General features: G+C 62.7%; 14 protein-coding genes. 4 read left to right on the top strand and 10 right to left on the bottom strand.

What is annotated here, in order from left to right; genetic code table 11:
- Positions 1-143: 143 nt before the first annotated feature.
- The 3 genes from Q0025_RS02435 (at position 144) to Q0025_RS02425 (ending at position 2,052) form a co-directional block, all read left to right on the top strand.
- Positions 144-1,022 carry an NAD(P)-dependent oxidoreductase gene (locus tag Q0025_RS02435; protein ID WP_297295673.1) on the top strand — a complete coding sequence of 293 codons (879 nt, stop codon included), beginning with the start codon at positions 144-146 and terminating at the stop codon, positions 1,020-1,022.
- A 103-nt stretch (positions 1,023-1,125) separates the two neighbouring features.
- A complete protein-coding gene (locus tag Q0025_RS02430) occupies positions 1,126-1,374 on the top strand; it encodes a PsiF family protein (protein ID WP_297295671.1) in 249 nt (82 codons plus the stop codon).
- A gap of 111 nt (positions 1,375-1,485) precedes the next feature.
- A complete protein-coding gene (locus Q0025_RS02425) occupies positions 1,486-2,052 on the top strand; it encodes a hypothetical protein (RefSeq protein WP_297295669.1) in 567 nt (188 codons plus the stop codon).
- A gap of 72 nt (positions 2,053-2,124) precedes the next feature.
- Here the strand turns inward: Q0025_RS02425 and Q0025_RS02420 are convergent, their stop codons facing one another.
- Positions 2,125-3,093, bottom strand: coding sequence for a quinone oxidoreductase (locus Q0025_RS02420; RefSeq protein ID WP_297295667.1), 969 nt, complete (start codon positions 3,091-3,093; stop codon positions 2,125-2,127).
- Positions 3,094-3,350: 257 nt separating this feature from the next.
- On the opposite strand from Q0025_RS02420, the gene Q0025_RS02415 reads away from it, so the two are divergent.
- The gene (locus tag Q0025_RS02415; RefSeq protein WP_297295666.1) at positions 3,351-3,974 is read left to right on the top strand and encodes a transglutaminase-like cysteine peptidase; all 624 of its coding nucleotides are present in this window, start codon (positions 3,351-3,353) and stop codon (positions 3,972-3,974) included.
- Between the two features lie 32 nt (positions 3,975-4,006).
- On the opposite strand, the gene fabZ is transcribed toward Q0025_RS02415, so the two are convergent.
- The 9 genes from fabZ to pyrH form a co-directional block, all read right to left on the bottom strand.
- Positions 4,007-4,489, bottom strand: coding sequence for a 3-hydroxyacyl-ACP dehydratase FabZ (gene fabZ, locus Q0025_RS02410; RefSeq protein WP_297295663.1), 483 nt, complete (start codon positions 4,487-4,489; stop codon positions 4,007-4,009).
- On the bottom strand, positions 4,482-5,558 hold the full coding sequence (lpxD, locus tag Q0025_RS02405; RefSeq protein WP_297295661.1) for a UDP-3-O-(3-hydroxymyristoyl)glucosamine N-acyltransferase: 1,077 nt from the start codon (positions 5,556-5,558) through the stop codon (positions 4,482-4,484). Before lpxD ends, fabZ begins: the two co-directional genes overlap by 8 nt.
- An 85-nt stretch (positions 5,559-5,643) precedes the next feature.
- Positions 5,644-8,052, bottom strand: a complete 2,409-nt coding sequence (bamA, locus tag Q0025_RS02400; RefSeq protein WP_366939376.1) for an outer membrane protein assembly factor BamA — start codon at positions 8,050-8,052, stop codon at positions 5,644-5,646.
- A 490-nt stretch (positions 8,053-8,542) separates the two neighbouring features.
- Positions 8,543-9,670, bottom strand: coding sequence for an RIP metalloprotease RseP (rseP, locus tag Q0025_RS02395; protein WP_297295657.1), 1,128 nt, complete (start codon positions 9,668-9,670; stop codon positions 8,543-8,545).
- Positions 9,671-9,748: 78 nt separating this feature from the next.
- Positions 9,749-10,993 carry a 1-deoxy-D-xylulose-5-phosphate reductoisomerase gene (gene dxr / locus Q0025_RS02390; protein WP_297295655.1) on the bottom strand — a complete coding sequence of 415 codons (1,245 nt, stop codon included), beginning with the start codon at positions 10,991-10,993 and terminating at the stop codon, positions 9,749-9,751.
- 5 nt (positions 10,994-10,998) lie between these two features.
- Positions 10,999-11,901, bottom strand: coding sequence for a phosphatidate cytidylyltransferase (locus Q0025_RS02385; RefSeq protein WP_297295653.1), 903 nt, complete (start codon positions 11,899-11,901; stop codon positions 10,999-11,001).
- Positions 11,898-12,728 (bottom strand): isoprenyl transferase, encoded by an 831-nt coding sequence (locus tag Q0025_RS02380; protein ID WP_297295651.1) that lies wholly within the window; start codon positions 12,726-12,728, stop codon positions 11,898-11,900. The genes Q0025_RS02385 and Q0025_RS02380 overlap by 4 nt, the downstream gene beginning before the upstream one ends.
- A gap of 88 nt (positions 12,729-12,816) precedes the next feature.
- Complete coding sequence (gene frr / locus Q0025_RS02375) at positions 12,817-13,377, bottom strand: ribosome recycling factor (protein WP_297295650.1); 561 nt, start codon at positions 13,375-13,377, stop codon at positions 12,817-12,819.
- Positions 13,378-13,688: 311 nt separating this feature from the next.
- Positions 13,689-14,411: a UMP kinase gene (gene pyrH / locus Q0025_RS02370; protein ID WP_297295648.1), complete on the bottom strand. Its 723-nt coding sequence runs from the start codon at positions 14,409-14,411 to the stop codon at positions 13,689-13,691.
- Between the last annotated feature and the right edge of the window lie 332 nt (positions 14,412-14,743).

Raw genomic sequence — 14,743 nt, 5'->3', positions numbered from 1 at the left:
AATTCCGCGCGCACCGCGTCTGTCCGCCGACGCACGCGCGGCTTTTCTGGCCCCGCCGCGTTTTTCGTCCTAAAGCTCAGCCCCTCTCGGCACGCAGCGCGGCCGCGAAAAGGATTGGCCGGATCGGCCAAAGGGGATCAATTATGACGAAAGTCGCATTCATCGGGCTCGGCGTCATGGGCCACAACATGGCCCGTCATCTGAAAGAAAAGGGTCACGACGTCACCGTCTATAACCGTACGCGAAAGCGCGCGGAGGCCTGGATCGCGGAGAATGGCGGTCGGCTCGCCGAGACGCCGCGCGCCGCGGCGCAGGAGCAGGCGATCGTTTTTGCCTGTGTCGGCAATGACGATGATCTGCGCGCCGTGACCCTCGGCCCGCAGGGCGCTTTCGGCGCGATGAAGCCTGGCGCGATCTTCGTCGATCACACCACAGCGTCCGCCAAGATCGCGCGCGAACTCTATGCGGCGGCAAAACAAGCCGGCTTCGGCTTTCTCGATGCACCGGTCTCCGGTGGCGAGGCGGGCGCGCAGAAAGGCAGCTTAAGTGTGATGTGCGGCGGCGACGCCGAGGTCTACGCCGAGGCCGAGCCGGTCATCACGAGCTATGCCCGCACCGTCCGGCTGATCGGTTCGGCCGGTGCTGGGCAATTGACCAAAATGGTCAATCAGATCTGCATCGCCGGTGTGGTCCAGGGGCTTGCCGAGGCGCTCGACTTCGGCCGCCGTGCCGGCCTTGATATGCAAGCCGTCATTGACGTCATCTCGAAAGGAGCGGCGCAGTCTTGGCAGATGGAGAACCGTACCAAGACCATGCTCGCCGGCCAGTTCGACTTCGGCTTTGCCGTCGATTGGATGCGCAAGGACCTCGCCATCTGCCTGGATGAGGCGCGCGGCAATGGCGCGAGCCTGCCGGCGGCGGCGCTGGTCGATCAGTTCTATGCCGAAATCCAGACCATGGGCGGCGGCCGCTGGGACACATCGAGCCTCATAGCGCGCCTCGCTGCGAAGCAACAAAGTTAATCGCGTGCGACACGGCACAGGGGGCAAGCGATCGCGATTGACCGGGCGCTTTGACGCCGCCTAGATTCCCCTATCGGTTCACAAGGATCGCGGGGAACTCACCATGACGAAAATCTTCTCGCTTGCTTTGGCACTCTCGCTTTGCACCGGCGCCGCCATGGCGCAAATGTCGACGTGTCATTCGCGCGCGGCGGAAAAGAAACTCGCCGGCGCGGCCTATACGAGCTTTATGAAGAAATGCGAGCGCGACGCAAAGGGCATGTGCGACATGAACGCGGAAGACAAGAAGCTGCATGGCGCCGCGAAGACGAGCTTCACCAAAAAATGCGTGCGCGACGCCATCGGCAGTTAGCCGAGCCGGAACGTTCAGGCAAAGTTCATCGCCGAGAACTTATCTGCACGCCATAGGTCAAAGCGGTTTCCCGCGGCGCCTCGCTGACGCGCCCATCACCAGGAGGAATTGATGTCGAATCATGTTTGGCGTCCGGCCGTCGCGGTTGCCGGCTTCGCCGTCGCCGCCGCTCTCGCCTTCGGCGGAACGGCGCAAGCGGAATCCATTCAGAAACAGTGCAGCGTCAAGTATCAGGCCGCGAAGGCTGCGAATTCGCTCAATGGCGAGACCTGGAACCAGTTCTACAAGCAATGCGCGGCCGAGCTGAAAGGCGGCGGTAGCGCCGCGGCGCCCGCACCGGCTGCCCCGTCCGCGACAACGACGACCTCCGCTCCGCCCCCGGCGAGCACGACAGAAGCGGCCCCGACGGAGAAGAAGAAGAAACATTGGTGGCAGGGCGGCAACAACAACCAGGCCGGCGCGCCGTCGGCGACGCCGCCTATGAGCTCGGCCAACGTCGTCTTCCCGACGGCCGTTTCGCCGCAATATGCCAAACTCAGTGCCGGCCGCGCGCGCCTGAAGACCTGCGCGGACCAATACCGCGCCAACAAAGCAACCGGCGCCAACGGCAATCTGAAATGGATCGAAAAGGGCGGCGGCTATTGGAGCGAGTGCAACAAGCACCTGAAGGGCATGTGAGCGGCCGCTTCATGGCTCCGCAGATTAAGAATGGCCGGGTTTCGCCCGGCCATTTCGTTTTTCGCACAGGCTTTAAGGGATCAGCACGGTTGCGCCGGTCGTCGCGCGCGATTCGAGTGCCTGATGTGCGGCCACGATCTCGGAAAGCGGCCGGGTGACAAAGGGGATTTTCACCGTCCCGTCGGAGACGACGCGGATGAGGTCGCGGGCCATTTTGTGCAGATCCTCGTCCTTCGCGGTGTATGTATTGAGCGACGGCCGCGTGACATAGAGTGACCCTTTCTGCGACAGGAGCCCGAGATTGAAAGCTTCGACCGGGCCCGAGGACGCGCCGAAACTGACCAAGAGACCAAACGGCCGCAGGCAATCGAGCGAAGCGGGATAAGTGTCCTTGCCGATGCCGTCATAGACGACGTCGCAGAGCTTGCCTTTGGTGATCGTCTTCACGGCCTCGACGAAATTTTCCTCGCGATAAAGGATCGTGTTCCTGGCGCCGGCCTTTTTGGCCAATTTGGCCTTCTCGGCCGAGCCGACCGTGCCGATGACATGCGCGCCGAGCGCCTTGCCCCATTGGCAAAGGATAAGGCCCGTGCCGCCCGCCGCCGCATGGACAAGGATCGTGTCGCCCTTCTTGACCTTGTAGGTGCGGCGCAAAAGATAGTGCGCGGTGAGCCCTTTCAAAAGCATCGCGGCGCCGGTCTCGTAGGAAATCGCCTTGGGCAATTTGATGAGACGGCTCGCCTTGACGGTTTGGGCTTCGGCATAGCCGCCAAGGGGCGTGAGATAGGCGACGCGGTCGCCGACCTTCACATCCTTCACGCCCTTGCCGATTTGAATCACTTCGCCGGCGGCCTCGCTGCCGGGGACGAACGGCACCTGCGCCGGATAGAGGCCGGATCTGAAATACGTGTCGATGTAATTGAGCCCGATCGCATGGTTGCGCACCAGCGCTTCGCCCGCGCCCGGCTTCGGCATTTCGATTTCCTCGAGATGCATGACGCCTGGTCCGCCGACCTGATGCACGACGACTGCTTTGATCATTTCACCCTTCCCCGCTGTTGCTGCTTCGCGCTGGGCGCCCGGACGTCCGTGCCGCGCGATGTTCCGGCGAAGCCCACGCCAAGGCGGCATGGGTCTCGGCGCATGTCGCGTTTCGTTTACCAAGATAGGCCCGGGGCGGAAAAAACCCCCAGATCGATAAAATTCGAACTTTTCTTTTGCGACCGCGGCAAAGGGCCGCCGGGCACATTCGCCCCTGCAAACGCGGGACACGCCGCGCCTTTGGCTGGGGCAATGGAATGGGCTTTAACAAGATCGCGCAAGCTTTGTCGGTCACCCTTATCCTCGCGGGTGTGAGCTTTGCCTATGCGCAAAACGCAGGCACGCATGAGCTGCGGGCGAGCACCGCGACGCTGAACGGGCCGACTTCGGTGCCCTATGGCTGGGTCGATTTCTGCGGCCGTGAACCGCAGGAATGCAATCAGCCGGCCCTGCCGGCCGTCGATCTCGACCTGACGCCGGCCGTCTGGCGCATGCTGAACAAAGTCAATCTTCATGTGAACCGCACCATCGTGCCGATCTCCAATTTCGACCATTGGGGCACGCTGCTCGATCATTGGGATTATCCCAAGGACGGCAAAGGCGACTGCAAGATCTACGCACTGTGGAAGCGCAAGATCCTGATGGATGCCGGTCTGCCGCGCCAGGCGCTGCTGATGACGATCGTCCGTGACCTCAACGGCGAGGGCCACACGATCCTGACCGTCAAGACCGACCGTGGCGAATTCATTCTCGACAATCTGCGCGACGACATCCGTCCGTGGGACGCGACCGGCTATCATTTCCTGAAACGTCAGTCGCAGCAAAACCCCAACGTCTGGGTCGGCATTGCGCAGGAGGCGAAGGTCTCGAGCCTGAATTGAGCGCGCCGGACGGCCGCCGCTCCGGCGTCCGTTCACTTCTCTTTGGCCGGCTCGTCGAGCACGAGCATGGCGGAGATCTCTGCCTCGCAGACGAGTACGCCATCGACCAGTGCGCGGCCGCTGTACCACCAGATCGTGCGGCGCTGATTGAGCTTCCTCATGTGATATTCGATCCGATCGCCGGGCAGCACGGGCTTGCGGAACTTGGCCTTTTCGATTGTCATGAAATAGACGAGCGGCGGCTTCTGCCCGCCGGCCACCGCATTGATGCACAGTGCGCCCGCGGTCTGCGCCATGCCCTCGATCATCAGCACGCCGGGCATGACCGGGCGTTCGGGAAAATGACCCTGGAACTGCGGCTCATTGGCGCTGACGTTCTTAATGCCAATACAGGACTCATCGCCCCTCGCCTCGATGATGCGGTCGACGAGCAAAAATGGATAGCGATGCGGCAGCAGCTTCAAAAGCCGCTCGATATCATAGGTCTCAAGAACGCTCGCCACCTTCTCATCCATTGGCTGGCTTCACTCCGGTTGACGCATGCCTATGCCGGCGTCGGGCCTCGCGCGCAAGCCAGGCTTCGCCGCGCAGCCAGGCGCGAAACGCCCGCGCCGGCGTGCCGCCCACATGCGCTGCGGGCCGCAAATCGCTGACGACACCCGATTGCGCGGTGATCTGAGCGCCATTGCCAATTTCAAGATTACCGGCAAAGCCCGCCTGACCGCCGACGCCGACGAAATCGCCAAGTTCCGTCGAACCGGAAATGCCGGCTTGTGCTGCGATCAGGCAGTGGCGGCCAATGCGGACATTATGGCCGATCTGGACCAGGTTATCGATCTTGGTGCCTTCGCCGATGACCGTGTCGTGTGTCGTGCCGCGGTCGATCGTGGCATTGGCGCCGATCTCGACATCGTCCTGGATGATCACCCGGCCAATCTGCGCCACCTTCATATGTCCATGCGCACCGGCGATGTAGCCGAAACCGTCTTGGCCGATTTTGGCCCCGGCGTGAATGATCACGCGGTTGCCGATCAGCGCATTGGCGATAACCACGCCCGGACCGATCGCACAGCCGCGCCCGATCCGGACATTCGGACCGATGACCGCATTGGCACCGATCATGCTGCCGGTGCCCACCTCGGCTCGCGGGCCGACGACGACACCCGGATCGACGATCACGTCAGGCTCGAGCCGCGCCTCGGGATGGATGTCGGCGCCGGGGCTTTCCCCTTTCGAGTCGAACATCGTGCCCGGACTCAGAGCGTCGGGATAGAGCTGTGCCAGCACGCGGGTAAAGTCCCGCGCCGGCGTCGGCGTGACCAGGGCTAAGGTTCCGCGCGGCACCCGAGGCGCAAAACGCGGCGCGACGAAACAGGCCATCGCATGAGTGGCGACGAGGTCGGCGAGATCTTTGGGATTGTCGAAGAAGGCAAGCGAGCCCGGCCCCGCCTCATCGAGCGGCGCGACATTCTCGACGAAGAGCCCGCCGAGATCGGCCGGCGCACCCGGAGCGGCGCCGGTCCAAGCGATGACCTCGGCGAGGCTCGGGCGAATCGCAGGGCGAAAGAAAATTGGCTCGTTCATGGGGGCGCAGGCTGAAACGGCGCCACCCTCGGCGGGCCGGACGCAACGACCCTAGCCGATTTCGGCGTTGCCGTCCCGTCCCGGTTTAGAAGGTGGTGCCACCGGTGAAGTTGAAGATTTGCGTCTGGTCCCACCGGTTCTTGAGCACCGCCTTGGCGAAGTCGAAACGAATCGGACCCATCGGCGACGACCAGATTAGCGAGACGCCGACCGATGCGCGGATATCCGTCGAATCGCCACCCACGGTGATCGTATTGCCCTGGAACGTTCCGACCGGCGCGCCGCTCGTCACGACCGGGCTCGAGGCGAATTGCGGGAAGAACGTCGCCCCTTGATAGCCCCAGAGCGCGCCGAAGTCGGAGAAGACCGCGCCCCTGAGACCGACTTCTCGCGGCAGATAGGGGATCGGGAAATCCGCTTCCGCCGAAGCGCCCCAGAATTTGGTGCCGCCCAACGGATTGCCTGCCGGATCCAAGCCCGGCGACACGTCGCGCGGGCCGATGCCGTCAGGCTGGAAGCCGCGAACCAATTCCGGGCCCATGTTGAAATTGTCGACGATCTTTGCCTCGCCCCCGCCGAAATGGTTCAGAATACCGCCCTGGAAGTGCAGCACGCCGACAATTTCGTCATAGATATCATGATAATAGTGAAGGTCTGCGGTTGAACGGACATAACGCTCGTTGCCGCCGGCGCCGGCGATATCTTCGCGCCATTCGGCGTGGATGCCGTCCGTCGGATTGCGATTGTTGTCGAGCGAATTGTACGACAGCGTAAAGCCCGGCATCGAGGTCAGCGTCACGCCTTGCGCCTGTTTCAGGGCCAGCGAGGCTTCGCCGTTCGTCAAGCAGTTGAAGTTGAAGCCCGCCGCCGGAAAACCTCTGGCTTGAATGGCCGGATCCCAGCTCGGCGTGATCCCCCAGATCGGATTTGTACAGTCGTTATAGGGGAAGGCCGAACTGTTCGGGATCGAAATGTCCGACGAATAGATCGAATACCGGGGCGAGAAGGTGATCTCGTCGGTCACCGGCAAGCCGCCGCGCAGCGTGCCGCCGACCATGAAGTCGTTATAGAATGCGTATTGCGACACCATGCTGTTCTTGGCGAAGACGTCGAAGCCCGCAGCAATCCGGTGATCGAGGAAATAGGGCTCGGTGAAGGAGAAGGTCACGCCTTCCGCATATTGCCCGAGTTGCACCGACAAGCGGGCAAACTGGCCGCGGCCCATGAAGTTCGTTTCCTGCACCGCGACTTCGCCGATAATGCCTTCCGCCGTCGAATAACCGCCGGAAACCGAGAACGAGCCGGTCGGCTGATCTTCGACTGTGACGACGACGACCACGCGGTCCGGCGCCGAGCCGGGCTCGTTGGTGATCGTCACCTTCTTGAAGAAGCCGAGATTATTCAGCCGGCGTTCGGCGCGGTCGATGACCGCCTTGTTATAGGCGTCGCCCTCGCCGATATCGAATTCGCGGCGGATGACATAGTCGCGGGTTCGCGTATTGCCGCGAATATCGATGCGTTCGATATAGACGCGCGGCCCTTCGTCGATGACAAAGGCAAGACGAACCGTGCGGGTGACCGGATCCCGATCGCCGCGCGGATGAACCTGTGAAAAGGCATAGCCGTGGCGCATCACCTGCGTGGTCAGCGCATCGACGGTCTTTTGCACCTGATCGCCATTATAGATCTCGCCTTGCGACACGCGCAGATAGCCGCGTAGCGCATTGCCGTCGATGGCCGGGATGTGCGATTCGATATTCACCGCGGCGACGCGATATTGCACGCCTTCTTCGACGGTGATGGTGACGACATAGCCCTTCAGCGTCGGATCGTAGCGGGCGTCTGAGCCGATGACGTGGAAATCGGCATAGCCGTTTTTCAGATAGAAGCGACGGATCGCCTCGAGATCCGAAGCAATCTTGTCCGGATCATAGACGTCCGAGGATTTGAAAAACGACAGCCAGTCCATCTCCGTCGTCTGCATCAGATCGCGCAGTTTGCCGGACGAATAGACGTGGTTGCCGACGAAGTTGATCTGCTTCACGCCGGTCTTCGGACCTTCGTCGATATGAAAAACGACGTCGACACGGCCATTCGGCAGATTGACGATTCGATAAGTGACGGTCGCAGCCGCCTCGCCGGCGCGCCGGTAGAGGTCCTTGATGCGCTCGACGTCGGCATCGACGATCGTCTTGTTGAACGGGCCGTGATCCTTGGACTGGATCTCGCTCTGCAACTGCTCGGATTTGACCTTGCTGTTGCCCTCGAAGGCGACGCGATTGATGAGATTGTTTTCCGACACGCGAATGACGACGGCACGGCCTTCATGCACGACCTGGATGTCGGAGAACAGGCCGGTGGCATAAAGCGCCTTCACGCCGGCATTGATCGAAGCCGGATCGGCGCCGGCGAAATAGGAGGCGATCGTTTCGCTATCGACGCGATGGTTGCCCTCGACCTCGACGCCGGCGGCAAGAGCGGGAAGCGACGCCAAAAGCGGCGCCATGAGCACTACGGCGAGAAACCACCGGAACAGTTGACCCCGAATAAATCGCATCTACGCCCGGTCCCCGCATTTCGATCTAACTTTGCTGCCGATGGCCATCTCAAGCGCCAACCCGCAACACCCACCCAAGTCAGTCTTCGGACTACCTCCCGGCGCTTGCGACGGGCTGTCGGTCCGGAACGCGGCCTCAAACTTGGCCGCGCGCTTTGTTCTGGCGGCTTTTTCGCCCGCCATCCTGCCAGCCCCAAGCTCCGCTTCTACAGGGTTTGACATTTACCCTGCAAATGCCGTTTGGCGGTGCGGCGTCGTTTTCGGAACTGCGTGGCGAGTAAGACACGCTTAATCCTCTCAGCGTCGCGTTAAGAGGCATGGTTAACTGCGCTTTTCGGCGCACGTCGTCCCCACGCCAATCACCCTCCGACAAACGACGGGCAGCCCCCAACGGCCTTGTGCCGCAAGCGCAAGGCACGGCTTAGAATCACTTCGTCAGCCGCAAGATATCGTTGTATGTCGCCAAGATCATCAGACCCAGCACGAAGGTCAGGCCGATTCGAAAGCCGACCTGCTGGATCTTTTCATTCAGTGCCTTCCCCCGAACGGCTTCGATTGCGTAATAGACCAGATGCCCGCCATCGAGCAGCGGGATCGGCAACAGGTTGAGGATTCCAATTGAAATTGACAAAACCGCGGCAAGATTAAGAAGCGCTGCGAATCCGACCTTGGCCATTTCCCCGGAGACCTCGGCAATCCGGATCGGCCCGGAGAGTTGATCGGTCGATTCACGGCCGAGAATCAGCCCCCGCGCATAGGCTCCGGTCTGCTCGATGATGTACCAGGTTTCGCCGGTGGCGAGTTCGAAGGACTGGACGACGCCATAGCGCTGGATATGCCAATTGTCCGACGTTGCCTTGGCCTCGACGCCGAGCACGCCCACGTCCGACAGGCCGATCGCCGTCGTCATGCTGCGCCGGCGCGGCGTCGCGACCAAAGTGACGTCCCGCCCCTGCCGTGCGACGACGAAGCTCAGCGGCACGCCGCTCGAGCCTTGGACGATGCGCTGCACGTCCTCGAAACTGTCCACCTTGCGGCCGTCGACGGAGACGATCACGTCGTCGGGACGGAAGCCCGCAGCTTCGGCGGCACTGTCATGCGAGATCTTGGCAACCTGCGGCACCAGTACGCCGCGGCCATGGATGGCAAAAATTCCGGTGAAGATGACGATCGCCAAAACGAAATTGGCCAGCGGGCCGGCCGCGACGATGGCCGCGCGCTTCCATACGCTCTGGCCGAAGAACGTGACTTTCTTCTCCGCCGCCGGCATCGCCGTCACGGCCTCGGTATCGGTCATCGAGGCGCCGTTGGCGTCGCCGTGGAACTTCACATAGCCGCCGAGCGGCAGCGCGGCGAGCCGCCAGCGGGTGCCCCAGCGATCAATGAAATGAGCGATTTCCGGTCCGAAGCCGAGCGAGAACGTATCGACCTTCACGCCGCAGAGCCGGCCGATGAGGAAATGCCCCATCTCGTGAAAAAAGACGACGATGCTGAGAACGAAGAGAAACGGCAGGATCGAGCCGGCGGCAGAAGCGAGATGGGCCGTGATGGACATTTCATTCCTTTTTCGCGCGCCGCGGCAGGTTTCGGCCCCGACGCAACCAGGGCGAGCATCAGTGCCGGCCCTTTTTGGTTAGCAAGTCGTTAACATGCCGAAACCGCGCCCCTCCGCCAAGAGGGTCCGGGCGCTTTCTCTTGCGATATGGTCAACGGCCAGAGCCTCTTCCACGGACGAAGGCTCGCTCGCCGTCCCGTCGCGCAAGGCCGCCTCGCAGCAGGCCTCGACCAAGCGGGCAATATCGTGAAACGAAATGCGGCGGTTGAGGAAGGCTTCGACGGCGATCTCGTTGGCGGCATTGAGGACGGTCGGCAGGCCCCGTCCCGTGCGCAAGGCATCGAGCGCCACCCGGAGCGCCGGAAACCGGGCAAAATCCGGCCGCTCGAAGGTCAATTGTCCGACGGCGGCGAGATCGAGACGGCGGGCGCCGGTCTTCAGCCGCTCGGGATAAGCAAGACAATGTGCGATCGGCACCCGCATATCGGGCGCGGCAAGGCCGGCGGTGACCGATCCGTCGCGGAAGGCGACCAGACCATGGACCACCGATTGGGCATGGACAAGGACATCGAGACGCTCCGCCTCGATTCCAAAAATATGATGCGCCTCAATGATTTCCAAGCCTTTGTTCATAAGACCGGCGGAATCGACCGTCACTTTCGGACCCATCGCCCAATTGGGATGTTTCAGCGCCTGCTCCGGCGTCGCCTTGGCGATCGCCTCGGCGCTCCAGGCGCGGAACGGTCCGCCCGAGGCGGTGAGCGTCATCATTTCGATCGTCTCGGGCTCGGCGTCGCCCAGAGCCTGAAAAATCGCATTATGCTCGCTATCCACCGGGAGGAGTTGCGTGCCCATCGCCTTAGCCTGGCGGATGAAGGCGGCACCGGCGCAAACGAGACATTCCTTATTGGCGAGGGCAATGGTCCGCCCGGCCGACAGAGCCGCATAAGTCGGCTCGACCCCGGCCGTGCCGGCGATGGCGCCCATCACAATATCGGCGGGATGCAGCGCCGCCTCGACCACCGCGGCGCGGCCAGCCGCGGCTTCGATGCCGCTGCCGTTCAGGGCCTGCTTCAAAGCGTTATAACCCGAATCGTCCGCCAGAGCCGCGAATCGCGCGCCGAGCTCTCTCGCGACCCTGGCCAACGCGATCGGATCGCGGCCGCCGGCGACCGCGACGACATCGAAAGCACCGGCGGAATTCTTGATGATGTCGGCCGTCGAGGTGCCGATCGAGCCGGTGGCGCCCAGCACCACAATACTGCGCGGCGGCGCCTTCGGCGGCAGGCGGCGCGGATTTTCGACGTCAAGTCCCAGGGTCATACGCTCTACATCCAATGAAACAGGCCTTCGGCCGGCGTCGGAAAAGCCCGCAGCACGCCGAGCACGGCCGCGAAGACGACCGTGGCGGTGAAACCGTCGACACGATCCATGAGGCCGCCATGGCCGGGAATGAAATTACTCGAATCCTTTGCCCCGAAGCGGCGCTTCATCCAAGATTCAAACAGGTCGCCAAGCTGCGAGACCGTCGCCAGAACCAGGCCGAGGCAAAACAGGGCCGGGCTTGGCGCCAGCGTCTCAAGCTGGCTGTACTGCGCGGCAAAAACGAGAAAGCCAAGGCCGATCAAGGCCCCAGCGAGAATGCCGACGCCTGTCCCGGACCAGGTCTTCGACGGCGAAATATGCGGCAGGAATTTCGGGCCGCCGATCAGCCGGCCGGCGAAATAGGCGGCCGCGTCGGTCCCCCAAACAATGGCGAAGAGCCAGCCGATCGACCAGCGCCCGAACGGGAAGGAGCTGCGCAGCGTCAACACGGCAATGAGCAAGGCGCCGGCGTACAAGACGCCCAGCGCCGCCCAGCGCCGCCGCTCCGGTCCCGCCCGATAGCCGGTCACCACTGCCCCGCCTAGCAGGATCAAGGCCCCAAGCGCCGGCGCCTGCGAGCGAACCGCAACCGCCGTCGCGATCAGCGTGGCTGAGCCGATGAGGAGCTGTGCCGACGGCCGCGCCCCGCCGATGATGCGTTGCCATTCAAAATCAACGACAAGCGCGGCGATCAGCCAGACGAGGAAAAAGACGATCCCGCCGAGCCACCAGGACAAAGCGGCGACGGCGATCAGCACGGCGGCTGAGCCCAGCCGCGGGCCGAGGTCGGCGAGCCGCGCGCCCAGCGTCGGCGGCGGTCGGGACCGCGCCGTCGTTACCCCCGACGCCTCTTCGGAATGGCTCATCGGCCGGGCATAACACTGCCCGGCGGCAAGGTCACGCCGCCGAAGCGGCGTTCGCGGGCAGAAAACTCCTCAAGCGCGGCAGCGAGCGCCGCGCGGTCGAAATCCGGCCAATGAATCGGCAGAAAGACGAATTCGCTATAGGCGGCCTGCCACATCAGGAAATTCGACAACCGCTGCTCGCCGGAGGTGCGGATGATGAGGTCGGGATCGGGGATTCCGGCGGTATCGAGGTGCCGGGCAAAAAAATCTGCGTCGATCTTTGCCGGATCGAGCGTGCCCGCCGCGACTTTCTCGGCGATGAGCCTTGCGGCTGCGGCGATTTCCTGCCGCCCGCCATAATTGAAGGCGACGACGAGATTGAGCCCGCTATTGGCGGCGGTGGCGGCTTCCGCCTCCTCCAGCAGCGCCAGGATGTCGGGCTTGAGGTTGGCGCGCGTGCCGATCACTTTGATTTTGACGCCGGCGCGGCCGAGTTCGGCGAGATCGTTGCGGATGAAGAGCTTGAGCAGCCCCATGAGATCGCTGATCTCCTCGACCGGGCGGCTCCAGTTCTCCGATGAGAAACTATAGACCGTAAGATAATCGAGACCGAAATCGATCGCCGCGCGCACCGCCGCCCGCAAAGCCTCGACACCGCGCCGGTGACCCTCGATGCGCGGCAGGCCGCGGCGCGAGGCCCAGCGGCCATTGCCGTCCATGATAATACCGACATGCCGCGGCACGCGGCCCGGCCAGGTTCCGACTTCCGGTGGCTTCGGCTGCGAAGCCGCTGTCTGGGGCGTTGTCTGGGCCGGCTTGACGTGCGCTGCAGTCTTGGCGCCGATCATCTCCGCATCATCCCTGCCTGCAATCCGCCGCAATGGTTCTCGATTCCGACCCCTGCCCAAAGGCGCCCGGCGCTTTTCGGATCGTCGCTCAAATCTGCATAATTTCCTTTTCTTTTGTCGCTAGAGCGACATCGATCTCACTGACGTGCTGATCAGTGACCTTTTGCACCTCGCCCGCATGGCGCTTCTCGTCGTCCTCGCTGATCAGCTTGTCTTTCAGCAGGCGCTTCAAATGATCGATGCCGTCGCGGCGGACATGACGGACCGCGACGCGCGCTTCCTCGGCATAGCGGTGCGCCACCTTCACCATTTCCTTGCGGCGCTGCTCGTTGAGCTCGGGAATACGGATGCGCAGCGTCTGGCCCTCGGTCACCGGCGAGAGGCCAAGATTCGAATCGCGAATCGCGCGTTCGACGGCGCCGACCATGCCCTTGTCCCAAACCTGGACCGACAACATCCGCGGCTCCGGCACGCTGATCGTCGCGAGCTGATTGATCGACATCGATTGTCCATAGGCATCGACATGCACCGGCTCGATCAGGCTGGCCGAGGCGCGCCCCGTCCGCAGTCCGCCAAGCTCATGCTTCAGCGAAGCGATCGCGCCCTGCATCCGGCGCTTCAAATCAGAAAGATCGAACTCGTCCGTCATTTTGAACCTTGCCGGATCGCGATACGTTTGAGCCCCCTCGACCTAACGCACAGAACGCGATCGATTATCGTAATTGGCAGCGGATGTGTCTGCGAAAAATCGGAACTGATCTTTTCGCATTCCGCTCCCGAAGAAATTTGCGCCGCAGGCCGGCTCGCCACGCCTCCTGCACATCCGCCTTGCGACACCGGTCCGGCGGGATTGCGGCGGGGGCGGATATGATCACAGAATCTTTCGCTTTGCTATGCTATTTCCCCGCCCGCGCCAAGTTACATACCCAGGAACTGGCTAAGGAGCGGGCCATGTTACGCCTAGGGCGTGACCAGCGTCGCGCGGCCCTTGCCTTGAAGGGCGGCGCAGATGGCGCCCGGCTCCTTGATCGAAAAAACCAGAATCGGGATTTTCGTCTCTCGGGCCAGGGCGAAAGCGGCCGTGTCCATGATGGCGAGGTTCTTGGCGATCGCCTCGTCATGCGTCAGCGTTTCGTAGCGCTTGGCATCCGGATTGCGCTTGGGATCGTCGGAGTAGACGCCATCGACCTGTGTCGCTTTCAAGATCACATCGGCCGAAAGTTCCGCCGCCCGCAAAGCCGCGCCGGTGTCGGTCGTAAAAAACGGATTGCCGGTGCCGCCAGCGAGCACAACGACGCGTCCCTTGCCAAGATGATGCAGCGCCGCTTGGCGCGAATAAGGCTCGCAGAGCGACGGCATGGCGACGGCGGACAAGGCGCGCGCCGTCTGGCCTTGTTTTTCGATCGCGTGCTCCATAGCGAGCGCATTCATGACCGTCGCCAGCATGCCGATCGAATCGGCACGCGCGCGCTCGATGCCTGTCTCGGCCCCGGCAATGCCGCGGAAGAAATTGCCGCCGCCGACGACGACACCGGTCTCGACCCCGAGCCGCGCTGCCGCGGCGAGATCGGCGGCAATCGCTTCGACCGTGCGCGCATCAAGCCCGTGGCTCGCCTGGCCCATCAAAGCCTCGCCTGAAAGCTTGACGACGACCCGCCGCCATTTTGGTTTGTGATTGTTCATGGATCGTCCGTCAAAGGCCTCGGCGGCGCCTTTCTAACCGAACAAAGCCCGGTTCCGAAGCTGAAAACCGCACGTTTCACCAAACTTTCGCAATCGGTGAAGGCCGCGGAGGCCGTCGCTGCGCGCTGCGCGCAAGTTCAAAATTTGGAAGTCTCAAGCGCCGCGTTTTCCCGGAAACGGCGAGATTTTTTCCAATTAGAGCGCGACATTTTCTAAATAATATCAATGTTTTACGTGACGATGTTGCGGGATTGCACTAGCGGCGCCCGGGGCCCGTGTTTACCCTTCGCAATCGAGAAAGCGGCGAGGCGGCGGGGATTTAGCGCCGCCGC

The organism is uncultured Methylovirgula sp. (assembly GCF_947646745.1).
GTDB lineage: Bacteria > Pseudomonadota > Alphaproteobacteria > Rhizobiales > Beijerinckiaceae > Methylovirgula.
The sequence above is the reverse complement of the archived record's forward strand: the minus strand, read 5'-3'. Positions and strand labels throughout refer to the sequence as shown.